We start from the raw sequence: 23,129 nt of genomic DNA on the forward strand, positions 1-23,129 counted from the left end.
CACGACCGAGCCGGCGGGCAGCCGGCGAGACAGGGGCATTGCGCCCCTGAAGGGCCGTCTAGAAGGGCGTTCCCTTTCTGCTCGGGGCAGGGGCGGGAAGCGAGACGTCCAGCAGCTCCGCCCTCGCTTCGTTGCGGGCCGTGAGTGCCATCTTGGCGTCCTTCAGTCGCTCTGCTTCGCGCGCTTTCAGCACCATGGCTGGCGCGGCCTGCGGGTCCTCTTCGGCATCGAATGCAGCCCGGGCTTCCGATGCGTCTTTGATGGCCTGGGATTCCTCCCACGCCATGTAGTCGGAAACGGCACCCAGCCAGTCCTTGTGGCCTTGGAGCAACGCGTCTTTCAGTGCGGGCTGTGCCCAAGGCATGCCGAACGCTTCGGCCAGTCCGCACTTCTCGACCTCGAGTTTGAAGTAGTTGTGTTGATCAACCTCAGCGATGCTCTTGCCTCGGAAGAACATCCGAAGGTGATCCTTCGCGCCCAAGGTTTGACCTGGTCTCACCGACGCCACCACCCGCTCGCCTCGCTCATCGACCCCAATCGTGAGCAGGAGGTCGCCATTGAGCTGCTCTCGAAACGTCGCCAAGCCTTCCGGCAACGTTCGCGTGGCCCCCAAGAGATGGCCTGGCTCCCTCGCGTCCCGCCATGGGCGCCCTGCCGGACGCGTTTTCTCGTCCTCGAGGGCGTCGAGAAGGTCCACCAACGATATGGCTGCGTGGGTGCGTGCCTGCCCCGGCTTGTCCACCACCACGCCCACCTTGCGAGCCCACGCGTTGAAGGCTTCGTAAGTCATGTTCAGCAGGCCCGCGGCCTCGGCTGCGGTCCATGTGTCCATCCACACCGCCTCCCGCTTGCCAGCCCCCAGTTCCTGGCGTTGCTTCTTCTCATCGGCCAGCTCTTTGTCCAGAGCGCGCAGCAACTTTCCCCAGGTTACCCCCCACCCGCCCGCGAACGTGTCATCCACGTGCCCGTAGCGGTCAGCATAGCGACGGATCAGCGCCGCTTCGGTCTTTGCTTTCGAATCAAACGACATACGGGGCAACCACTAGGATCGGTGGGGACTGTAGATGCTTAGAAGCGGAACGGCGTGCGAGTGATTGGGTCCGCCGCGGGCGGCAGACGGTCGTCCAAGCCTTGAGCACGGGCTTGGTTGCGGACCTCCCTCCACGCCGCCTGGAACGCGGATTGTGCCGCCTCCATCGCGTCATCGAATGGCTCGCGCGCCGCAACGCTGGTCCAAGGCTCCAGCAGCGCCTCGGCCAGGGGGGCCTCCCAGATTTCGCCCTCTGCCAAGGCGAGATCCAAGGTGTCCTCGTCCACGGTGAGCACGTGCCCGGCAATCAGCCCTCCCACCACCGCCCATGGGTGGGGAATGGCCCAACCTTCATGGGACGTGATCAACGCAGCAAAGCGCCCGGCGTTCTTGCGCAGCTTTTCCAATGCCACCTTGGCCTCGTGGATCTGCCGCTCCAGCTCCAGCTCTCGCTGCTGTTGGCTCAAGCGCTCGAGCTCAGTGCTCAGCCGACGCTCTTTCGCTGACCTGCCCTGACGCCCATCCTTCCAAGCCACCAGTTCGTCGTAGTCGTATTTCACACGCTGGTTGGGGCCATTGACGGCGCTGCCGGTGGCCTTCTGAAAGCGGGGCCCGGTGGGCGGGGTGCGTCGGCGCCAATCGCCCAGCGTGTCGGCGTGGATGCCCAAGAACCACGCGGCGGCCTTGGCGGACACCAACCCGCCTCCAGTGCTCTTCGCCCGGGCCAGCTCTGCGCTCCAGGCGGCCTCGGCCTTGGAGCGATACGCTTCTTCCGTGCGGACGGGTTCAATCCTGTTCATCGAGTGCGACTTTCCGGTTACGTGCCGCGAAGATCGTAGCGGGCGGATCGTTGACCTCATCCAGCCGTGGTTTGTCTGTGCCTTTCCAGCGGTTCCAGACCCGGGGACTGCTCGCCATCATGTGCTCTTCCACCACGGCAAACGCTTGACGCAGGACCGACCACTCCTGCTCGGTGTAGATCGCGTCAGTGGCCGCGGAATCCTTGTCCTTGATCCGGTGGTGAAGCATCTGCGACACGACCCGGGCCTTGGTGCCGTGAATCCGTTCGGCATAGCGCCCCAAGGTGCGACGCAAGTCGTGGGGGGTCAGGCCGATGTCCACCTCCTCGCGCAAATCGATCAGCCCAGCGTCGCGACGCACGTTGGCGATGATGGATTTGCTGTCGGAGTAATGACCCGTTTTGCTGCGCCGGGACCTTGCCGGAAAGACGAACCGGGTTCGATCCAACGCGTGCTCAGCATCGGCCACTGCCGCCTCCAAGGCATCGATCAGCCCCCGTTGCCCACCCCGTTTGCTCGCGGCGCTCAGCGCGGCCTTGGCGGCCTCCAATCCCTGCTTGGCCCCTGTATCGTCCGCGCGCTCGTTGAAGCGGCGCTGCAGGACGCGCTCGGCGAAGTAGGTGACGGGCAAGAACCGCTGCTCCTTGTTCTTGGTCTCGAAAAGGTAGACCTGGCTGCCCGCCCGCTTGGTAGTCGGGTTGATGTCCTCTGGCCCCGCCAGCCAGACCCAGGACACCATTTCCTGCGACAACTCTCCGGGCGTGCAGCGGTCATACCAGCGCAACGGAGCAGCCTCGCTGCGCCGTGTTCCCCAAAGCAAGGTCAGCAGCAGGTAGTCCGCCCCGGCCGCATTGCGCCCGCCTTGTTCGTCCCGCCGTGCTGCAATGGCTTTGAGGACCTTGGGCAGCGTTTTGTCGTCCAGGGGATTGCGAACCTCGGCCCGGCTGTAATGGTTTCGCAGCTCGTGCGCTTCACGGAGCATTTCCCGGGTATGGATGACCACCAGCGGGTTGTAGAACTGGCGCTGGCGACGGCCAAACCGATGATCGCGGGCTCTTTCCTCGTCGATGAGGAAATCCACCGCTCGCCTGGCGTCCGAAAACGTGTGTTCCGTTGAACTCAACCCTGCAGCTCGCACCCGCTGGATGTATTTGCCGGTGATGCCCAACGCTTCCAGCTGGGAAACGGTGAGCTTGGCCCAATCCGCCACCTCCGCCAGCTTTTTGCTCATGTCCCGGGGGATGCGATTGGACAGTTGCATGGAACTGATCCGGCAAGCATCAAAGGCCTGCTGGATGACCTCCAAATGGAGCTCGTTCAAGGTTTTGTCCGCCAACCCAACCGTGGGGCGCGAAAGGCGGGCCAAACTGTCCCGCACCGCGTCCACGCTGGCCGGCTTGATCTTCTTGTTCTTTGCGCGGGCGTCCAGGTGGGCGATGTAACGCTCCAATGCCTCGCGCAAGGTCAGATCCCCGAACTCCTTTTCCGACTCCCTCTCCAGCGTTTCCAGCAACTGCTGGCGTTTGACGTGGACGGGGTTTTTCCCGGTTTCCTTCAGCAGCGCCAGGTGCTCCCTGCACGCCTCCCTGGCCTCCTCCAGCCCCATGTCGCTCACGTTGCCTAAGGTGAAGCGGATCGGCGTGCCCGTGGGTCCTCGCTTCTGGCCCACGTAGGTGGTCATCGTGGAGCCGACCCGGAAGCCAAACCCCGTGGGAGCCCCCGGCCCACCATCCAGCACCACGTAAGCCTTGCCTTCCGGGCGCGGGACCAAGCGAACCTTTCCTTGCGCATCCAAGGCCGGGCCTTTATGGACCGACAGCGCCAGCACCTGGGCGTAGGTCAAACTAAACTTGAGTGAACCCGCCCTTTTGCTCGACGCTGGACTGTTCAACGCATGCCCCTCCGGATGCCAGTGTTGCTACAGTAGCGCACGCCCGCGGCCATTGCTACACGGCGTTGCTACACCCCATCCCACCCCATCCCGCGCCCGTCGCTACATCGTCACTACAGAAAATACCGTCACTCGCCCTCATTCGCCTCGAATCACCGTCACTCCATTCAAAGCCCTTCAACTCAAGTGATTGATATTAAAGAAAACAACAGCGCCAGCAAGGGCTCAAAGGAACACACGCCTGCGATGAAGCAGTTCTTCGCAGCCAAGTCCGAGTATCCGGACCTGCTGCTGTTCTTCCGCATGGGCGATTTCTACGAGCTGTTCTACGACGACGCGCGCAAGGCCGCGCGCCTGCTCGACATCACCCTGACCCAGCGTGGCAGTTCCGGTGGCGCACCGATCCCGATGGCCGGCGTGCCGGTGCACGCGTACGAAGGCTACCTGGCACGGCTGGTGGCGCTGGGCGAGTCGGTGGCGATCTGCGAGCAGATCGGCGATCCCGCGCTGGCCAAGGGCCTGGTCGAGCGCAAGGTGGTGCGTATCGTCACCCCCGGCACGGTCACCGACGAGGCGCTGCTGGATGAGCGCCGCGACACCCTGCTGATGGCCCTGTCGCGCAGCAAGCAGGGCTATGGCCTGGCCTGGGCCGACCTGGCCGGCGGCCGCTTCCTGGTCAACGAAGTGGAAACCGACGACGCTCTGGAAGCCGAACTGGCCCGTCTGGAACCGGCCGAGCTGCTGGTGCCGGACGAGGAGAACTGGCCGGAGTTCCTGCGCCAGCGCACCGGGGTGCGCCGCCGCGCACCGTGGCTGTTCGACGCCGACAGCGGCCGCCGCCAGCTGCTGGCGTTTTTCAAGCTGCATGACCTGAGCGGCTTCGGCATCGATGACAGGCCGCGCGCGACCGCAGCCGCGGGCGCCCTGCTCGGCTATGTCGAGGAGACCCAGAAGCAGCGCCTGCCGCACCTGACCTCGATCGCGATGGAAACCGCCGGCGAGGCGATCGCGATGAACGCCGCCACCCGCCGCCACCTGGAGCTGGATACGCGCGTGGACGGGGATACCCGCAGCACCCTGCTGGGCGTGCTCGACAGTACGGTCACGCCGATGGGCGGTCGCCTGCTGCGCCGCTGGCTGCATCGTCCGCTGCGCCTGCGCGAGGTGCTGGTGCAGCGCCACCATGCGGTGGAAACCCTGATCGATCGCGGCGCGGACGCCGACATCCGCGAGCAGTTCCGCCGCCTGGGCGACCTGGAACGCATCCTCACCCGCGTTGCGCTGCGCTCGGCGCGCCCGCGCGACTTCTCCACGCTGCGCGACGGCCTGGGGCTGCTGCCGGCCGTGCGCGAGGTGCTGGCACCGCTGGACTCACCGCGCCTGCAGGCCCTGCATGCCGCACTTGGTGAACACGATGCGTGCGCGCAGCTGCTGGCCACTGCCATCGCCGAAATGCCGCCGCTGAAACTGAGCGACGGCGGCGTGCTGGCTGACGGCTTCGATGAGGAGCTGGACGAGCTGCGCCGCCTGTCCACCCACGCCGACCAGTTCCTGGTGGACCTGGAACAGCGCGAACGCGAAAGCAGCGGCATTCCCACCCTGAAGGTGGGCTACAACCGCGTGCACGGCTACTACATCGAGATCAGCAAGGGCCAGTCCGACCGCGCGCCGGTGCACTACACCCGCCGCCAGACACTGACCAATGCCGAGCGCTACATCACCGAAGAGCTGAAGGCGTTCGAAGACAAGGTGCTGTCCGCGCGCGACCGTTCGCTGTCTCGCGAGAAGTACCTGTACGAGCAGCTGCTGGATACCCTCGGCGAACAGCTGGAGCCGTTGAAGCAGTGTGCCGCTGCGCTGAGCGAACTGGACGTGCTGGCCGCCTTCGCCGAGCGCGCGCAGGCACTGGACTGGTCGCGGCCGGAAATGGAAACGGCACCGTGCCTGAAGATCGAGCGTGGCCGCCACCCGGTGGTCGAAGCGGTGCGCGAGCAGCCGTTCGAACCGAACGACCTGGACCTGCATCCGGACCGTCGCATGCTGGTCATCACCGGCCCGAACATGGGCGGTAAATCGACCTACATGCGGCAGAACGCGCTGATCGTGCTGCTGGCCCACATCGGCAGCTTCGTGCCGGCCAGCCGTGCGGTGATCGGCCCGATCGACCGCATCCTGACCCGCATCGGCGCCGGTGACGACCTCGCCCGCGGACAGTCGACCTTCATGGTCGAGATGGCCGAGACCAGCTACATCCTGCATCACGCCACCGCCCATTCGCTGGTGCTGATGGACGAGATCGGCCGCGGCACGTCCACCTACGACGGCCTGGCGCTGGCCGATGCGGTGGCCCGTCACCTGGCCTATCAGAACCGCTGCTACACGCTGTTCGCCACCCACTATTTCGAGCTGACCGCGCTGGCCGACGAACAGTACGAAGGCGGCCGCAGCGGCATCGCCAACGTGCACCTGGATGCGGTCGAGCACGGCGAGGCGCTGGTGTTCATGCACGCGGTCAAGGATGGCCCGGCCAACCGCAGTTTCGGCCTGCAGGTGGCGGCACTGGCCGGCCTGCCGCGCGCCACCGTGGCCCAGGCACGGCGTCGCCTGGCCGAACTGGAGCAGCGCGGCGGGGAGAGCCATGCCGCCGAACTGGCGCCGCAGGCGCTGGATGCCCCGCAGCAGTTCGGGCTGTTCGCCGCGCCATCGAACAAGGCACAGGAAGCGCTGGCGGCCATCGACCCCGATGAGCTGACCCCGAAGCAGGCACTGGAAGCGTTGTACCGCCTGAAGGCGCTGCTCTAGGACTGCCGCGCCCGGCCCCGGCTCCCGCCACGGCGCGGGCGGCCGTCCGAAAGGCTCTGCAAATCCTACTTCACGTTTCAATTGACAGAAACTATCGGCCTGAACGGATCATTCGATTATTCATTTCATCTGGCCCTAGCTAAAGTCGAGTGAAGATGTTCCACCCCCGTCTTCACCCGCAGGAGCCAGCCATGAGCCAGTCCGATAACACCAGTCCCAAGTGCCCGTATCACACCGCTCCGTCGCCGGCAGAAGGCGCCCAGCAGCAGCGTGAACTGAGCACCACGCCGAAGCAGAAGCACGGCGACGATCCGGTCACGCCGATGACCACGGCCTTCGGCGCACCGGTGGTGGACAACCAGAACAGCAGGACCGCTGGCCCGCGCGGCCCGCTGCTGATGGAAGACGTGTGGCTGCTGGAAAAGCTGGCCAACCTCAACCGCGAGATCATTCCCGAGCGCCGCATGCACGCCAAGGGCTCGGGCGCGTTCGGTACCTTCACCGTCACCCACGACATCACCCGGTACACGCGCGCCAAGCTGTTCGAGAAGGTGGGCAAGCAGACCGAGATGTTCGCGCGCTTCACCACGGTGGCCGGCGAGCGTGGTGCCGCCGACGCCGAGCGTGACATCCGCGGCTTCGCACTGAAGTTCTACACCGAAGAAGGCAACTGGGACCTGGTCGGCAACAACACGCCGGTGTTCTTCCTGCGCGACCCGCGCAAGTTCGCCGACCTCAACAAGGCCGTGAAGCGCGACCCGCATACCAACCTGCGCAGCGCGCGCAACAACTGGGATTTCTGGACGCTGCTGCCCGAGGCCCTGCTGCAGGTGACCGTGGTGATGAGCGACCGCGGCATCCCGCGCAGCTTCCGCCACATGCACGGTTTCGGCTCGCATACCTACAGCTTCACCAACGCCGACAGCGAACGCTTCTGGGTCAAGTTCCACTTCGTCAGCCAGCAGGGCATCGAATCGCTGACCGACGCGCAGGCGCAGATCCTGGTCGGCCATGACCGCGAAAGCCACGGCCGCGACCTGTTCGCCGCGATCGAGAAGGGCGACTTCCCGAAGTGGAAGCTGTTCATCCAGGTCATGCCGGAGCTGGAAGCGGAAACCTACCGCATCCATCCGTTCGACCTGACCAAGGTGTGGCCGAAGAGCGATTACCCGCTGATCGAAGTGGGCCAGTTCGAACTGAACCGCAACCCGGTCAACTGGTACCAGGACGTGGAGCAGTCGGCGTTCGCGCCGAGCAACCTGGTGCCGGGCATCGGCCCGTCGCCGGACAAGATGCTGCAGGCGCGCCTGTTCGCCTACTCCGATGCGCAGCGCTACCGGCTGGGCGTGAACCATCACCAGATTCCGGTAAACGCCGCGCGCTGTCCGGTGCACAGCAACCACCGCGACGGTGCGATGCGCGTGGACGGCAACTACGGCGGCCTGCCGCACTACGAGCCCAACAGCTACGGCCAGTGGCAGGAGCAGCCGCAGTATCGCGAACCGCCGATGAAGATCCGGGGCGACGCCGACTTCTGGAACTTCCGTGAGGACGACGCCGACTACTTCAGCCAGCCCGGTGCGCTGTTCCGCAGCTACAACCAGGCACAGAAGGACCGCCTGTTCGCCAACACCGCCCGCGCCCTGGGCGATGCGCCGGACTTCATCAAGCAGCGCCACATCGACAACTGCAGCAAGGCCGACCCGGCCTACGGTGCCGGCGTCGCTGCGGCGCTGAAGGCGCTGGCCAGCCAGCCGTCGGATCCGTTCAAGCCGGCGCAGCCGGAAGCGGACTTCCCCACTGCCACCCCGGGCGCCGAAGACATCGAGCTCTGATCGCCCTGCCCCGTGTACGGCACGCCGCCTCCGTGTGGGGCGGCGTCGCCGTTTTAACGGTCCGCGTCGTACCTTCTGCACGCCCAACCCCAATCAAGGATTCCGCAGATGAGCCTGACCGATGAACTTCTCGCCAAACTGCAGGGCGCCCCGCTGCAGCAGGTGTCGCAGCAGCTCGGCATCAGCGACACCCAGGCCTCCGGTGCGATCAGTGCCGCACTGCCGGTGCTGATGGGCGCGCTGGGCAACAACGCCTCGCAGCCGCAGGGCGCGCAGGCGCTGCTCGGCGCACTGCAGAACAACCACAGTGGGCTGGACCTGGGCAGTGTGCTCGGTTCAGTGCTGGGCGGCGGTGGCGGTGGTGCCGCCAGCGACGGCGCCGGCATCCTCGGCCACATCTTCGGCGGCAGCCAGCAGAAGGTGGAAACCGGCCTGGCCCAGGCCACCCAGCTCGACAGCGGCCGCACCAGCCAGCTGCTGCAGATCCTGGCACCGATCGTGATGGCGTTCCTCGCCCAGCGCCTCGGCGGCGGGCAAGCCGATGCAGGCGCGCTCAGCCAGGCCCTCGGCCAGGAAAAACAGCAGGTGCAGCAGCAGGGTGGCATCGCCGGCGGCCTGCTCGGCAGCGTGCTGGACCAGGACGGTGACGGCCAGCTCGGTGTCGGCGACCTGCTGAAGATCGGCGGCAGCCTGCTGGGCGGCAAACGCTGAGGCTTGTGTGCGCCGGGCAATGACCCGGCGCACGCCTACAACGCGTCGATATCACCCAGCGCGCGGATCAACCGGCGTGCGCGCTTGTCCGGCTTGTGCTCCGGCGGCTGGAAACCATCGCGTGCGGCGATGCGCAGCGCACGCTGTTCGGCACGGCGCGCCTTGGAGGCCTCGCTCTCGGCATACAGCTGCTGCGCCGCCGGCGCCGGCCCGCGCTGGTCGCTCAGGCCCAGCACCTGGATCTCGAAATGCTCCTCACCACGGTTGACCTGCAAGTGCTCGCCGACGCGCACCGCGCGTGAGGATTTCGGGCGCTGCCCGGCCACGCTGACCTTGCCGGTTTCGATCGCCTGCTTGGCCAGGCTCCGGGTCTTGAAGAAACGGGCCGCCCACAGCCAGATGTCCAGGCGGACACTGGGCGACAGCGGGGAAAGCTCGGTCATCGGCAGGGACTACTCCGTTCGCTTGTTGAGGGGACGCGGGTTGTCGGGGTCGCTGCGGCAGCCGCTGCCGCCGATCAACGTGGGTACGCCGGCAGACAGATCCTGGCGCTGGCTGCCGACCAGGCACTCGGGGCGGTCGGTCGGCCGCACCTGGGTATCGCCCAGCCGGTCACCTGTCGAACATGCGGCCAGCGTGGCGCCGATCAAGGCCAGCGCCAGCCTCCGCTTCACCTGCAGTCGTTGATGCATTGCCACATCCCGCAAACCGGCTTGGTGCTAGTGTGCGCCTCCCGGGATTCGATCACCACTCCATGGCCAAAGCGCCGCTTGACCTGACCTCCGGCCCGATCGGGCGCAATCTCCTGTTGTTTTCGCTGCCGATCCTGGCGGGCAACATCGCGCAGTCGCTGAACGGTTCGGTGAACGCGGTCTGGGTCGGGCGCTTCCTCGGCGAGGCGGCGCTGACGGCCACCGCGAACGCCAACAACATCATGTTCTTCCTGATCGGCTCGGTGTTCGGCTTCGGCATGGCCTCGACCATCCTGATCGGCCAGGCGATCGGCGCGCGCGACATCGCGCAGGCACGCCGCGTGGTCGGCACCAGCGCCACGTTCTTCATCGGCCTGTCGGTGATCATCGCCATCGCTGGCTGGTTCATGGCCCACCCGCTGCTGGCGGCGATGGGCACGCCGGCCGCCTCGCTGCCGCTGGCCGAGGCCTACCTGCAGATCATCTTCCTGGCGATGCCGACGCTGTACGCGTTCGCCTTCCTCACCGCTGCGCTGCGCGGTGCCGGTGATTCGCGCACGCCGTTCCGTTTCCTGCTGGTGTCGGTGGCGCTGGACATCGTGCTGAACCCGGTGCTGATCTTCGGCATGGGGCCGCTCCCCGCGCTGGGCATCGCCGGCTCGGCCTGGGCCACGCTGGTCGCGCAGACGCTGTCGCTGGCCGGCCTGCTGCTGTACATGCGGCACAAGCGCCACACCCTGTGGCTCGGCCGCGCCGACATGCGCCTGTTCAAGCTCGACATGGCCATCCTCAAGGCGCTGGTGGTCAAGGGCGTGCCGATGGGCCTGCAGATGGTGCTGATCTCGCTGTCGGTGATCCTGCTGATGACCATGGTCAACCAGTACGGCACCGACACCGCCGCCGGCTACGGCGCTTCCCTGCAACTGTGGAACTACCTGCAGATGCCGGCGATGGCGATCGGTGCGGCGTGCTCTTCGATGGCCGCACAGAACGTCGGTGCGCAGCGCTGGGACCGCGTGCGCGGCACTGCACGCCAGGGCGTGCTGTTCAATTTCCTGTTGACCGGTGCGCTGATCCTGCCGCTGGTGCTGTTCGATCGCCAGCTGCTGGCCCTGTTCCTGCCGCCGGCCAGCCAGGCGCTGGACATCGCCCGTCACCTCAACCATGTGGTGATCGGCTCGTTCCTGTTCTTCGGCGTCAGCTTCGTGATCTCCGGCGTGGTGCGCTCCACCGGCGCGGTGATTCCGCCGCTGCTGATCCTGGCCGGCTCGCTGTGGGGCGTGCGCGTGCCGTTCGCCGAGCTGCTGCAGCCGTACTGGGGCGCCGATGCGATCTGGTGGAGCTTCCCGGTCAGCTCGCTGGTCTCGATGCTGCTGTCGCTGACGTATTACCGCTGGGGCGGCTGGCGCAAGGCAAGGATGCTGGGCAAGCCGTCACACGCCGAAGCGCTGGCCACGCCGTCGGAAATTCCGGCCTGCCCGCCATCGCCGGTGGCCGACCCGGATGCCGCGCCGCTGCGGTAGTGCCGGCCGCTGGCCGGCACCTTCAAACCTCTCCGGAAGCATCGTGCAACAGCCGGCCAGCGGCCGGCTCTACCGCTTCTTCTTCTTCGCCGCATTGAACGCCGCCGCCGCGCGCAGCAGTGCCTTCAACGCCGCGGAATCTGGCATCGCACCTTCATGGATGTCGATCGCACGCCGCGTGTTGCCCTCCAGGCTGGCGTTGAACAGGCCCTTCGGGTCCGCCAGCGCGGCACCGTTGGCGAAGGTCAGTTTCACTGCCTGCTTGTAGGTTTCGCCGGTGCACAGGATGCCGTTGTGCTCCCACACCGGTGTACCGCGCCACTTCCAGGCTTCCTGCACGTCCGGCAGCGCTTCATGGATCAATGCACGCACGCGTGCCAGCGTTTCGCCGCGCCAGTCCCCCAGCGCGGCGATGCGTGCATCGATCAGTTCGGCCGCCGGTGTTCCGGCATCGTCAGGGTTGGGAGCATGCGTGGCCATCAGGGACTCTCGTCGGGAAGGGAACGGAATGCCGGGCTTACATGCGCTCGCCGGGCAGCGCAGCGGCCTGGCGCACCCAGTCCAGGAACTGCGCTTCATCCAACAGGCCGGATTCGTGGATGTGCAGGTAGCGCGTGTCGGCGCTCCTGGAGGGCTCCGGTGGCACCGGCGTCAAGGCAGCGCCGCGGAAAAAGGCCACCTTGATGTAGCGCGTGAAGCAATGGAAGCTGAGAAACCAGCCTGCGCCCGCAGCCACCGCATACATCGGCGAGTTCCACTTCACCGCCTTGTGCACCCCGGGTACGGCCCGTTCGATCAGGGCATCCAGCCGTGCGCCGATGGGACGTTTCCAATCCGGCATTGCGGCGATGTACGCCTGCACCGGAGCATCGCCCTCGCCCTTGGCGATCTGCGGGTTGCCACCGGTGAGCAGCGTGGGCACAGCGGTGGGTGCGGTTCGCTTGGCAGGCATCGCACGGTACGACCATCGGAATGACGCTGCAGCCTAGCGCGGCCTGTGCCGGGCGTCACGGCGCAGTGCGCCATCGGCTCAGTCCGCCTGCCGCGCGCGGAACCGGCGCCACTCCGGCAGCTGGCGGTGGCGGCGCAGCGAGCGCATCAGCGCCGCCATCACAAGGCCGAACAGCGCTCCGGCCGACAGGCCTGCCACCAGCAACAGCACCAGCGGGCGCTCGCTGCCCTGCCAGAGCATCAGCCACATCAGCGCGGTCCAGAACAGCCCGAACAGCAGGCCCTGCACCAGCGCATTGGTACCGAAACCAGCCAGGATCGGCGGCGGCAGTGCGATGCCTGCGCGCCACAGCAGCCGATGCAACAGCGGCGCCGACTGCGCGCGTGCCAGCCCCTTGTCATCAAGAAAGCGCAGCGCCGATTGGATCACGACGGGATAGTGCGGATTGACGTCATTCATCACCCGATCGTGGCCGATGCAATGCCGGAAACGCAAACGGCCACCCGAAGGTGGCCGTCGCGGCAACAACCGAAGTTGTTTATCAGGCCTTTTCGGCCAGACGGGCAGCCTTGGCGGCAGCAGCGGCAGCCAGGTCTTCCTTGATGCGGGCAGCCTTGCCTTCCAGGCCACGCAGGTAGTACAGCTTGCCGGCGCGGACCTTACCACGACGCTTCACTTCGACCGAGTCGATGATGGCGCTGTGGGTCTGGAAAACGCGCTCGACGCCGTAGCCGTGCGAGATCTTGCGCACGGTGAACGAGGAGTTCAGGCCGGCGTTCTTGGTGGCGATGACGACGCCTTCGTAGGCCTGCACGCGCTCGCGGCTGCCTTCCTTCACCTTCACGTTGACGACAACGGTGTCGCCCTGGCTGAACTTCGGCAGTTCACGGGTGATCTGGGCGGATTCGAATTCCGCGACGATGGACTTGTTCAGCTTGCTCATGGGTTACACCGATTCTTGTTCGGGTGGGCGTGTCGTATCGACAACGTGGGCTCATGCAGTCACCGGACTGTGCTGCACGTTTGTTTTGGGTACTGCGCGCGCCAACCGGGGCTGGCGGGAATTGGCCATGATAGCCGATAAAGCCAGCCCTGCGCTAGGGGCTGGCCTTGGGTTTCTGCGCCTGGCGGGCCTGGTCCAGCAGTTTGCGGTCGGCCTTGCCCAGCGCCTGTTCATCCAGCAGGTCCGGGCGTCGCTGGGCAGTCCGGAGCAGCGACTGCTGGCGGCGCCAGGCGGCGATGGCTGCGTGGTTGCCCGAGCGCAGCACCTCCGGCACGTCTCCCAGCGGGTGCTGGGCCGGCTGGCTGTAATGCGGGCAGTCGAGCAGGCCGAGGTCGCCCTCGAAGCTGTCCTGCGCCGCCGACTCCGCATCGTTGAGGGCCCCCTCCTGCAGGCGGGCCACAGCGTCGATGATCACCGCCGCGCCCAGCTCGCCCCCGGACAGCACGTAGTCGCCGAGGGAGATTTCCTCGTCGACATTGGCCTCCAGGAAACGCTCGTCGATGCCCTCGTAGCGGCCACAGAGCAGGACCATGCGCGGCAGCGCCGCCAGCTCCCGCACCTTGGCCTGGGTCAACCGCGCGCCCTGCGGGCTGAGGTAGATCACCCGCGCCGGGGTTGGATCGGCATCGCGGATCGCCTGCAGGCAGGCCTGCAGCGGCTCGATCAGCATCACCATGCCCGGGCCACCGCCGAACGGACGGTCGTCCACCCGGCGATAGTTGCCTTCGGCGTAATCACGGGGGTTCCAGCCATGCAGGCTGAACAGCCCCTTCTCCCGCGCGCGCCCGACCACGCCCAATCCAGCGGACTGGGCGAGGAACTCGGGGAACAGGGTGATGACGTCGAAACGCATGCGTCTGCTCAGAACTCGGGATCCCAGTCGACCACGACCAGATTGGCCTCGAAATCGACCGATTTGACGAAGTCCGGCAGCACGAACGGGATCATCCGCTCGCGGTCACCACGGACCACCACCACATCATTGGCGCCGGTGCTGAACAGGTGCGAGACCTGGCCCAGAGCGACGCCCTCGGTGGTCGTCACGTCCAGGCCTTCCAGGTCCACCCAGTAGTACTCATCGGGCTTCGGTGGCGGCAATGCACTGCGGGCCACGTAGATTTCGGTGCCGCGCATCGCTTCGACCACGTCGCGGTCCTCGACGCCCGGGAAACGGGCGACCAGGTGCTTGCCGCTGTCACGGCCACGCACACCTTCTATCGTGGTTTCCACGCCGGACGGGCTGCGCACGATCCACGGCTGGTAACGGAAAATGGCGGAACGTGGCTCGGTCCAGGACTCGAGCTTGATCTCGCCGCGCACACCAAAAGCGCCGACAACCCTGCCCAGCAGGATGCGGCGCTCGATATCTTTCATCTGCTTCAACCAAGAGGGCCACGCCGAAGCGTGGCCCGTCAGGATCAGGCCGCAGCGGCCTGGGACTTGGTCGCTTCCTTGATCAGGTTGCGGACCTTGTCGGTCGGCTGGGCGCCGTTCTTGACCCAATGGTCAACACGGGCCAGGTCCAGTTCGATGCGCTTCTCGGCACCCTGGGCGACCGGGTTGTAGAAGCCAACGCGCTCGATGTTGCGGCCGTCGCGCGCGCTGCGCACGTCGGTGACGATGATGTGGTAGAACGGACGCTTCTTGGCGCCGCCGCGGGTCAGTCGGATCTTGACCATGGTGTTTTTCCTATTGCCCAGTCGCCAGGATGGCGAGGTAAGCGGGCGATTATAGCGGCAGAGCCCGGCCTAGCCAACCCCATATGACGCCGCGCCCTCACGGTAGCGCCGGGCCATGCCCGGCGGCTTTTGTTCAGTAATGTGATCGACTTCTGACTTACCCCGCCGACGTCCCCATGGCGATAACGTCAACGTGCTCCAGCGACAGGCGCCCGATGCATGTCCAGCACATCTACCTCGTGCCGCTGCAGCAGGTCGTCAAATGCATCGCCGCCAATCCGCTCGACAAGTTGCCGCTCGGATTCGTGGATGGCGATGCACTGCAGCCAATTGATCGCCACGGGCGGGAACTGCAGTCCCGGGAACCTGGCGTCATTCCAGAAAAAGGGCGGCACCAGATAGACGTGTGGCATCCGTGTCGATGGGAAGTAGTCCCGCAGGATGTCGGGAATCACGCTACCAGGCTGCACCGCCGCACGATCACGCATGATTGCGAAAGCCGTCGAGGCGACGATGTTGTCCCAATGCAGTGCGTCCTGTTCTGCACACGCGCACAGCTCGACGCGCGTTTTCAGTTCGTGTTCCTCCACATGACATAAAACAAAATCCGACAGACCGATGGACGAGATCGACTTCAGCCCTGCTTCCGGAGAGCTGAACGTCGTGAGGATATCGACCGAACGCAGGCGATGATCATCGTGAAAGGCCTGGACCTTGGGCCGCCCCTCACCGCCCATGATCTTGATTGCGTGCATCGCTACCGCGCGATGCTGCTCGGTGACCGTACTCATATCGGATTGGAACCCCGGTGCGTTGTTCGCTGCGGCGGCATCCGCCGGGCATGGCCCGGCGCTACCAGCTGCAACGCTTCAAGGTAGCGTGCGGCCATGCTTGGCGACCGGCAGCCCGCGCGCCTCGTTCAGGAGAGCGGCTGCCAGGCCACCGCCGCCAGCACCGCCCTGCCCTGTTCAGCCAGCGCCTGCGAGCCGGGCAGGACATGTCCGTCGATGGCCTCCAGTGCCCACAGGCCGCTGGCGTTGCAGGCAAAAGCGGCCTTCACACTGCCTAGTTCAGCCAGCGCCAACGGCCGCGTCAACTGCGCATCGGGCCAGTGCCGCTTCAGCAGCGCCTCAGCCGTACCGCGCAGGGCCGGCGCCTGCGGCCAGAGCAGCCGTTCACCATCGTGCACCGCCAGGTTCCAGGTACTGCCTTCACTCACTTCGCCATCGGCGGTCACGAACAGCACGTCGTCGAATCCTTCGGCCATCGCCGCGCGGCGCTCGGCGAACAGGCCGAAGGTGCCCACATGCTTGAGCTGCGGCAGCTCGCGCTGCCAGGTCACGCTGCGCACACGCTTGGAGGCGGTCAGCGTCACCGGCGCTGAAACCGCCACCAGCACGTCCACCGGCACCGCCGCCAGCGGATTGCGGAAATCGAAGCAGCGCGAGTACACCGTCACCCGCAGCGAGGCATCGGCCAGGCCGGCCTGCCGCAGCGCCTGCACCATCCAGCCCCGCACCTGCGCCGTATCCAGTTTGCTGCCGAACAGCTCGCGCGTGGCATGCGACAGCCGCGCCAGATGCAGGTCCAGTCCCTGCACCGCGTGGTCGCGCACCTGCAGCGAGGTGAAGTGGCCGTAGTTGACGAGCGCCGGCAGCAGATCCTCCACCTGCGCCGGCTGGCCGTTGCAGGTCAGCGTCATCGCAGCAGTGCCTGCGCCTGGCTCCACATGTCGCGCAGCACGTCGGCGGCCGGCTGTGCCGGCGCCATCCACGCCGACTGCCCGGCCCAGGCCTGCATCGCCGCCAGGCGGTTTTCCTGCGCGGCCTGCTTGCGCATCGGCGCGGTCAGCCCACGCTGCACTGGGTATGGACGCGGCGCGGGGGCTCCTTCTGCGGCAGCGGCGCGCACATAGGGTGTCGCCAGGCCACGACCCAGGCGACCGCTGAAGGCACGGGTCGGCCAAGTGTCTTCCGGTTCGCTGGCGGCCAGCCCATCAGCCCACGCCGAAGCGATCGCCGCTTCGGGCGTGCGCAGGAAGGCGGTGCCGATCTGCACGGCGCTGGCCCCCAGCGTGAGTGCGGCAGCGATGCCACGGCCGTCGGCGATGCCGCCTGCGGCAATCACCGGAATCTGCAGGTGATCGGCCAGGCGCGGCAGCAGTGCGAACAACCCGACCAACTGGCGCTCGGCCATCGCCGGATCGAACGCGCCACGATGGCCGCCGGCCTCCGCGCCCTGCGCCACCACCGCATCGGCACCGGCGTCCTGTGCCGCGCGCGCTTCGGACAAGGTGGTGGCACAGGCGATCCAGGCGATGCCGGCGTCCTTCAGCTGCTGCACGTGATGCGGCAACAGCACGCCCATGATGGTCGAGGCGACCGCCGGGCGCGCGGCCAGCAGTGCGGCGAACTGTTCTTCGAAGTCGGCGGGCGTGGCGTCGGCGGCACTGGCGGGCACGTCCGGGCCCCACTGCGCGAGGAAGGCGCGGCTGGCGGCTTCGGCGGCAACATCACGGGTCGGTGCGGGATCGGGCACCCACAGGTTCACCTGGGCCGGGCCGGTCGAAGCGGTGCGGAATTCGTCCATCCAGCGACCGATATCGGCCGAAGAGGACAACACCGCGCCCATCGCGCCCATGCTGCCGGCGTTGGCCAGCGCGGCCGACAACGGCACCGGGCAGGCGCCGGCCATCGGTGCCAGCAGGATTGGAACGGAAACGCCAAAGCGCCGGCAGAACGCCTCGGCGCGGGAAGCTACAGCGGAACTCTGCATGACGGCCCATCATTTTGGACAGGCCCTCATGGTGCGCGCAGGACAGGGGAAGAGTCGAGCCTGCTGCCTGACGGCCTGCTGCGGCGACTGTGCGCCGCCCCGCCCGGGCGTGGGCTCGGGCGCTACATCAGACTGCGACCGGGGCCGTCATCAACGGAACGGCATGCCGCGGCCACCCATGGCGCCCATCATGCCCTTCATGCTGCGCAACATGCCCTTCATGCCGCCGCCGGCCATCTTGCTCATCATCTTTTCCATCTGCATGTACTGCTTCATCAGCTTGTTGACGTCGGCCGGTGTCACGCCCGAGCCCTTGGCAATGCGCGCGCGACGCGAGCCGTTGAGCAGGTTCGGGTTGCGCCGTTCCTTCTTGGTCATCGAGTTGATGATGGCGATCATGCGCGGCACTTCCTTGCCCTGGCTGACCTGCTGCTTCAGATGATCAGGGATGTTGCCCAGGCCCGGCAGCTTGTCCATCAGGCCACCGATGCCACCCATGTTCTGCATCTGCTCCAGCTGGTCGCGCATGTCGTTCAGGTCGAACTTCTTGCCCTTGGCGACCTTCTCGGCCAGCTTGGCCGCCTTGTCCTTGTCGACCTGCTGCTCGACCTGCTCGACCAGCGACAGCACGTCGCCCATGTCGAGGATGCGGCTGGCGATACGGTCGGGATGGAACACGTCCAGGCCTTCCGGCTTCTCGCTCACACCGACGAACTTGATCGGCTTGCCGGTGATGTAGCGCACGCTCAGCGCGGCGCCGCCGCGGGCATCACCGTCAGTCTTGGTCAGCACCACGCCGGTCAGCGGCAGCGCATCGCCGAAGGCCTTGGCGGTGTTGGCCGCGTCCTGGCCGGTCATGGCGTCGACCACGAACAGCGTTTCGGCCGGATTCACCGCAGCGTGCAGGGCCTTGATCTCGGCCATCATCGCTTCGTCGATGGCCAGGCGGCCGGCGGTATCGACCAGCAGCACGTCGACGAACGACTTGCGTGCATCGTCGATGGCGGCGCGGACGATGGCTTCCGGCTTCTGGTCGGCACTGGACGGGAAGAACAGTACGCCCACCTGCTCGGCCAGGGTTTTCAGCTGCTCGATCGCGGCCGGACGGTAGACGTCGGCCGAGACCACCATCACCTTCTTCTTGCGCTTTTCCTTCAGGTGCTTGGCCAGCTTGCCCACGGTGGTGGTCTTGCCGGCGCCCTGCAGGCCCGCCATCAGGATGATGGCCGGAGCGGGAACGTTGAGGTTCAGGTCGCTGGCTTCGGCGCCCATCACGGCGGTCAGCTCGTCGCGCACGACCTTGATCAGGGCCTGGCCCGGGGTCAGCGACTTCAGCACTTCCTGGCCGACCGCGCGCACCTTGATGCGCTCGATCAGGGCCTGCACCACCGGCAGCGCGACGTCGGCTTCGAGCAGTGCGATGCGCACTTCACGGGTCGCCTCGCGGATGTTCTCCTCGGTCAGGCGGCCACGGCCACGCAGGCGCTCGATGGTGCCGGAAAGGCGCTGGGTCAGGGACTCGAACATGCGGCGCAACCTGTCTGAAAGCGGGGGACAATAAGGCAGACAGTATAACGGGTCCGGCCGTCGCCCCGGACTGCGACCACAGGGCCGTCGCCAGCATCACAGGGGTATGCGAAACTGCAACGATGACAATCGTTCTCATCGCCGTCCTGCTCTACCTGGCTGCCAGTGCCCTGCTGGTGCGCGCGCTCGGCCGCGATGAAACCACCGGCTCGCCCACCTGGCTGTGGCCCGCCCTGCCGGCGATGCTGCTGCATGGCGGTTACCACGTGATGGTGGCGATGCGTACCACCGGCGGGCCGGACATGCACTTCTTCGCCGCGCTGTCGCTGGTCGGCCTGGGCATGGCCTGGCTGACCTCGCTGGTCGGCGCGCGCGGGCGGATGTCGGCGCTGGGCGTGGTGGTGTTCCCACTGGCTGCCGTGCTGCTGCTGGCCTACCACGGCTACGGCCACGAGCCGAGCAAGGTGCTGGGCTGGCGCCTGGCCAGCCACGCCTGGCTGGCCCTGCTGGCCTATGCCACGCTGAGCATCGCCGCCCTGCTGGCGATCATGCTGTGGCTGCAGGAGCGCGCGCTGCGCCGCCGCGAGTTCCGGCCATGGCTGCGCGCGCTGCCACCGCTGGCCGACCTGGAGTCGCTGCTGTTCCGGGTGATCACCGTCGGCTTCGCGCTGCTGACCCTGACCCTGGTCACCGGCGTACTGTTCGTCGATGACCTGCTGGCGCAGAAGCTGGTGCACAAGACCGTGCTGAGCGTGCTGTCGTGGATCGTGTTCGGCGTGCTGCTGATCGGCCGCCGCCGCTACGGCTGGCGCGGCATGAAGGCGGTGCACTGGACGCTGGCGGCGATGCTGTTGCTGCTGCTGGCGTTCTTCGGCAGCCAGTTCGTGATCGAGCTGGTGTTCGGGCATACGCGATAGGCCGTGTGCCGACCAACGGTCGGCACCCACCCCGGTACTGCAGGCCACCGGCCGCCCCCACCCACCCTGGTAGTGCCGGCCGCTGGCCGGCAGCCACGCAATGCGCGGACGCTGCCGCCGGTCAGGGAATCGGCTGCGCCAGGATTTTCCGGACCGAACGACCGCTGTTGGTGAGGATGTCATCAACCTGCCAGCACCCCTGCCCCTGGCGCACCATCGGCAGGCGGGTCAGGTAAGCCTTCTTCCACACCGAGTAGCGCATCTCAACCTGGCCGGCGGTGGCCGACGCCTCTTCCCAGCTGTAGCGCACCGGCGTTTCGATGTCGCCGTCCTGCGCATCCAGCCACGGATCGGAATCGATCGTGCAGATGCCCTCCTCGCGCTGTTGGCAGGCGCGCTCATCACGCAGCGCCTTGCCGAAGGCCACGCTGACCAGCGCGGCCGGCGGCTCCAGCAGATCACCGTTGCCGGTCGTCGCCTCGTAGAAAGCGCGGGCGACAGCCGCAGGCTCCTGGCAGGCGGGTGCAGCCTGTGCTGCTGGCGCCAGCAGCAGGCCGGCAATCATCAACATCCCTGTCTTTCGCATGTCCAATCCCTTTGGTCGTGATGGCGATCTCTTGTAGAGCCGAGCCCATGCTCGGCTGCGTTCCAGCATAAGCCGAGCGCAGGCTCGGCTCTACTTACAACCCGTAACGCTCGATCACGTCCAGGTGCGGCTGGCGGTCCTGGTCACAGGCCTCGGCAAGCCGCAGCCAGCAATGCGGATGCGGCCACGTCGCGGTCTGCTGCTGGAGGAAGCGGTGCAGTGCCAGCGGTGCATGGTCCTGCGGCTGGGCCACCGTGAACAGCAGGCCCGGCAGCGTCCCCTCCTCCACGTCGGGGTCGGTGACGGTGTAGTCCGGTCGACTGTGTGACCACACCTTCCAGCCCTGTGCTTCGGCCGCCTCGACGAAGGCGTTCCAGGCCTCTTCGCCCGGGTGCGCGCCATCGATCATCCAGCTGCGGGCGAAGCCGCCGCGCTCCAGCACATGCACCTGCGAGTAGGTCGGGATGAAATGCTCGCGAGCTTCCTCCTCCTCGGGTGCCGGATGCACCAGCGCGGCATCGAACACCACCCAGTCGCCCACCTGCTGGGCGCGGTTGGACGGCGCGTTCTCGACGATGCGCGCGGTCACCGGACCGCTGCGACGGGCGTAGTACTCCATCGGCTCGCCGTTCTCTTCGCTGCGGATGATCACCCAGCCCCACGGCTCTTCGACTACGCCCTGCTGGCTGGACAATTCCATGCCAAGCGCCGCCGCCGAGCGGCGCACGGCGTCCCAGTCGCGCGCCGCGCTGGCTGCGCTCATGTGGTCCCAATGCGCGGCATTGGGCTCCTCCAGCAGCTCCACCAGCTGTGCATAACAGGCTTGGGCGTCGCTGAAACGGCCGGTTTCCATGTACATACGCGCCAGCGTGCCGCGCGCGCCGTGCGAGCCCGGAGACAGCTCCAGAAGCGATCGGGCCGCCTGCTCCAGCGCCGGCCAGTCGGACACGCGGCGTGCACGCTGCACCTCGCACCAGTGCGCGAACACCGGCACGCTGCCGCGATAGAGATCGGCCAGCTGGCGCAGTCCGTCGTCGTCGCCCTGTTCGGCCAGCCAGCGCATCAGCGTGTAGGCCGCGGGGCCATCGTGCTGCGCATGGCCGCGCACGAACCGCCACAGCAGCGACCGCGCCTCGGCCTGCGCGCCGCAGGCATTCAGTGCCGAGGCGGCCATGTCGGCCAGCGCCTCGTCATCGGGCAGCTCGGCATGCGCCTGCAGCAACCACTGCGCTTCGCGCTCGGGATCGCGCGACTGGTTCTGTTCGCCCTGCGCGTCCAGCCATGCCAGCAGCCCGCCGGCCGGCACCGGCAGCGGCGCGACGTCCGGCAATGCCTCGATGCGCGCGGCCAGGCCGGCCACCAGGGCCGCGGCACCACGGTCCTGGCGCAGCTGCGCCAGATGGGTGCGGGCCAGTTCCAGCTGCCGCAGTGCGACCCAGCGCGCGCCACGCTGCAGCGCCAGCTCCAGGCTCAGCGCCGCCACTTCGATCAGCAGGCGATGCGAACCAACCCGGGCGAAGTGCTCGATGATCGTGTTGAAGCGCGTGCCCAGGTCCCACGTATTGCGCGCCGGATCCCGCTGGCAGAGCGCTGCCGCGGTGTTTGCCCACAGCCGCCAGTAGTTCGGGGTCAGTTCGCTCCACGGCACCAGCTGCTGCAGCGCCTCTTCGTCGCGGCCCAGCTGGGCCAGCGCCCAGGCCTTGGACAGGCGGCGCGGCACCGTGCAGTTGGCCGGCTCGTACTCTCCGGACGCAGCAACTTCGGCCTCCCGCTTTTCGATCAGCGCCAGTGCCTCATCGGCACGGCCCATGCCCAGCAGGATCTTGATCTGCATCTCCGGGAAGCTGTCGAACACTTCCTTGCCACAGGCCTCCACGGCATCGGCCTGCACCTGCAGGTAATCCAGTGCCGCCTGGCCACGGCCATCATCAAGCAGCGCATCGGCCTTCTCGCAGCTCAGGCACTGGAAACAGGCCCAGCTCGGGTCGATGCGACCCAGTGTTTCATCGCAGACCTCGATGCGCTCGGGCACCCAGCCCGGGCCATCGATGTTGCCATAGCAGGCGGCCAGGTCCTGGGTCACGCAGATCGACTGCGGGCATTCCAGCGTGTCCTCGCGGTGCGCACGTTCAAACAGCGCTACGGCTTCGCCGAGTGCGCTTTCGCCTTCCACGCGGTTGCCGACGCGGTTGCGCAGCGCCCAGTGGCCGACATAGACGTCAACCCACGGGTTGTCCAACGCCTTGCCCAATGCGCGCGCTTCGGGCAGCAGCGCATCGACGCGGTCGATCTGCAGTTCACTGACCTCGTCGGCGAGACGGTTCAGCAGGTGCGCGTTCTGCGCCTGGCCGGCCTGGCGCAGGTCACCCTGCAGCTTTTCGACCCAGTTCCAGATGTCCATGGGGG

The 23,129-nt window shown here is 66.9% G+C and carries 23 protein-coding genes; 5 read left to right on the forward strand and 18 right to left on the reverse strand.

Annotation, left to right across the window (positions count from 1 at the left end):
* Window positions 1-58: 58 nt before the first annotated feature.
* The 3 genes from VG543_RS02010 to VG543_RS02020 are packed head-to-tail and all read right to left on the reverse strand — an operon-like array spanning window position 59 to window position 3,673.
* Window positions 59-1,030: a hypothetical protein gene (locus VG543_RS02010; protein WP_197639619.1), complete on the reverse strand. Its 972-nt coding sequence runs from the start codon at window positions 1,028-1,030 to the stop codon at window positions 59-61.
* A gap of 38 nt (window positions 1,031-1,068) precedes the next feature.
* Entirely contained in the window at window positions 1,069-1,830 is a 762-nt protein-coding gene (locus VG543_RS02015) for a nucleotide-binding protein (protein WP_197639621.1), read from the reverse strand.
* Entirely contained in the window at window positions 1,817-3,673 is a 1,857-nt protein-coding gene (locus VG543_RS02020) for an integrase arm-type DNA-binding domain-containing protein (RefSeq protein ID WP_423177605.1), read from the reverse strand. The genes VG543_RS02015 and VG543_RS02020 overlap by 14 nt, the downstream gene beginning before the upstream one ends.
* 294 nt (window positions 3,674-3,967) lie before the next feature.
* Between VG543_RS02020 and mutS the strand changes: the two genes are divergently transcribed.
* From mutS to VG543_RS02035, 3 genes are all read left to right on the forward strand, one after another.
* Window positions 3,968-6,523, forward strand: coding sequence for a DNA mismatch repair protein MutS (mutS, locus tag VG543_RS02025; RefSeq protein WP_423177606.1), 2,556 nt, complete (start codon window positions 3,968-3,970; stop codon window positions 6,521-6,523).
* A gap of 275 nt (window positions 6,524-6,798) precedes the next feature.
* On the forward strand, window positions 6,799-8,358 hold the full coding sequence (locus VG543_RS02030; RefSeq protein ID WP_423177794.1) for a catalase: 1,560 nt from the start codon (window positions 6,799-6,801) through the stop codon (window positions 8,356-8,358).
* Window positions 8,359-8,466: 108 nt separating this feature from the next.
* The gene (locus tag VG543_RS02035) at window positions 8,467-9,069 is read left to right on the forward strand and encodes a DUF937 domain-containing protein (protein WP_058983293.1); all 603 of its coding nucleotides are present in this window, start codon (window positions 8,467-8,469) and stop codon (window positions 9,067-9,069) included.
* Window positions 9,070-9,104: 35 nt separating this feature from the next.
* Here the strand turns inward: VG543_RS02035 and VG543_RS02040 are convergent, their stop codons facing one another.
* Together VG543_RS02040 and VG543_RS02045 are read right to left on the reverse strand one after the other, a co-directional pair.
* Window positions 9,105-9,512 (reverse strand): RNA-binding S4 domain-containing protein, encoded by a 408-nt coding sequence (locus tag VG543_RS02040; protein ID WP_021202477.1) that lies wholly within the window; start codon window positions 9,510-9,512, stop codon window positions 9,105-9,107.
* Between the two features lie 9 nt (window positions 9,513-9,521).
* Window positions 9,522-9,761: a hypothetical protein gene (locus VG543_RS02045; protein ID WP_279936871.1), complete on the reverse strand. Its 240-nt coding sequence runs from the start codon at window positions 9,759-9,761 to the stop codon at window positions 9,522-9,524.
* 62 nt (window positions 9,762-9,823) lie between these two features.
* Here VG543_RS02045 and VG543_RS02050 point away from each other — a divergent pair, with 62 nt between their 5' ends.
* Window positions 9,824-11,284 (forward strand): MATE family efflux transporter, encoded by a 1,461-nt coding sequence (locus VG543_RS02050; RefSeq protein ID WP_251102838.1) that lies wholly within the window; start codon window positions 9,824-9,826, stop codon window positions 11,282-11,284.
* 69 nt (window positions 11,285-11,353) lie between these two features.
* On the opposite strand, the gene VG543_RS02055 is transcribed toward VG543_RS02050, so the two are convergent.
* The 11 genes from VG543_RS02055 to ffh form a co-directional block, all read right to left on the reverse strand.
* A complete protein-coding gene (locus VG543_RS02055) occupies window positions 11,354-11,764 on the reverse strand; it encodes a DUF1801 domain-containing protein (RefSeq protein WP_019659260.1) in 411 nt (136 codons plus the stop codon).
* Window positions 11,765-11,801: 37 nt separating this feature from the next.
* A complete protein-coding gene (locus VG543_RS02060) occupies window positions 11,802-12,236 on the reverse strand; it encodes a DUF1801 domain-containing protein (protein ID WP_019659261.1) in 435 nt (144 codons plus the stop codon).
* A 78-nt stretch (window positions 12,237-12,314) separates the two neighbouring features.
* A complete protein-coding gene (locus tag VG543_RS02065) occupies window positions 12,315-12,695 on the reverse strand; it encodes a DUF6404 family protein (RefSeq protein WP_058983283.1) in 381 nt (126 codons plus the stop codon).
* 82 nt (window positions 12,696-12,777) lie between these two features.
* On the reverse strand, window positions 12,778-13,179 hold the full coding sequence (gene rplS / locus VG543_RS02070) for a 50S ribosomal protein L19 (protein WP_005408597.1): 402 nt from the start codon (window positions 13,177-13,179) through the stop codon (window positions 12,778-12,780).
* Window positions 13,180-13,333: 154 nt separating this feature from the next.
* Window positions 13,334-14,092, reverse strand: a complete 759-nt coding sequence (gene trmD / locus VG543_RS02075) for a tRNA (guanosine(37)-N1)-methyltransferase TrmD (protein ID WP_019659263.1) — start codon at window positions 14,090-14,092, stop codon at window positions 13,334-13,336.
* Between the two features lie 8 nt (window positions 14,093-14,100).
* Window positions 14,101-14,613 carry a ribosome maturation factor RimM gene (rimM, locus tag VG543_RS02080; protein ID WP_019659264.1) on the reverse strand — a complete coding sequence of 171 codons (513 nt, stop codon included), beginning with the start codon at window positions 14,611-14,613 and terminating at the stop codon, window positions 14,101-14,103.
* A 44-nt stretch (window positions 14,614-14,657) separates the two neighbouring features.
* Complete coding sequence (rpsP, locus tag VG543_RS02085) at window positions 14,658-14,918, reverse strand: 30S ribosomal protein S16 (protein ID WP_005415733.1); 261 nt, start codon at window positions 14,916-14,918, stop codon at window positions 14,658-14,660.
* A 188-nt stretch (window positions 14,919-15,106) separates the two neighbouring features.
* A complete protein-coding gene (locus tag VG543_RS02090) occupies window positions 15,107-15,709 on the reverse strand; it encodes a suppressor of fused domain protein (RefSeq protein WP_423177609.1) in 603 nt (200 codons plus the stop codon).
* A 128-nt stretch (window positions 15,710-15,837) separates the two neighbouring features.
* Entirely contained in the window at window positions 15,838-16,620 is a 783-nt protein-coding gene (locus VG543_RS02095) for an aminotransferase class IV family protein (RefSeq protein ID WP_423177610.1), read from the reverse strand.
* Window positions 16,617-17,693 carry a nitronate monooxygenase gene (locus VG543_RS02100; RefSeq protein ID WP_134730329.1) on the reverse strand — a complete coding sequence of 359 codons (1,077 nt, stop codon included), beginning with the start codon at window positions 17,691-17,693 and terminating at the stop codon, window positions 16,617-16,619. The genes VG543_RS02095 and VG543_RS02100 overlap by 4 nt, the downstream gene beginning before the upstream one ends.
* Before the next feature lie 150 nt (window positions 17,694-17,843).
* Entirely contained in the window at window positions 17,844-19,220 is a 1,377-nt protein-coding gene (ffh, locus tag VG543_RS02105) for a signal recognition particle protein (protein ID WP_010483267.1), read from the reverse strand.
* 122 nt (window positions 19,221-19,342) lie between these two features.
* Between ffh and VG543_RS02110 the strand changes: the two genes are divergently transcribed.
* Window positions 19,343-20,137, forward strand: coding sequence for a cytochrome C assembly family protein (locus VG543_RS02110; protein WP_019659268.1), 795 nt, complete (start codon window positions 19,343-19,345; stop codon window positions 20,135-20,137).
* A 121-nt stretch (window positions 20,138-20,258) separates the two neighbouring features.
* Here VG543_RS02110 and VG543_RS02115 read toward each other — a convergent pair whose 3' ends face one another.
* Together VG543_RS02115 and VG543_RS02120 are read right to left on the reverse strand one after the other, a co-directional pair.
* Entirely contained in the window at window positions 20,259-20,723 is a 465-nt protein-coding gene (locus VG543_RS02115; RefSeq protein ID WP_019659269.1) for a hypothetical protein, read from the reverse strand.
* Between the two features lie 94 nt (window positions 20,724-20,817).
* On the reverse strand, window positions 20,818-23,124 hold the full coding sequence (locus VG543_RS02120) for a hypothetical protein (RefSeq protein WP_423177611.1): 2,307 nt from the start codon (window positions 23,122-23,124) through the stop codon (window positions 20,818-20,820).
* Between the last annotated feature and the right edge of the window lie 5 nt (window positions 23,125-23,129).

This window comes from Stenotrophomonas sp. CASM101 (assembly GCF_049384845.1).
In the GTDB taxonomy this organism is placed as follows: domain Bacteria; phylum Pseudomonadota; class Gammaproteobacteria; order Xanthomonadales; family Xanthomonadaceae; genus Stenotrophomonas; species Stenotrophomonas hibiscicola.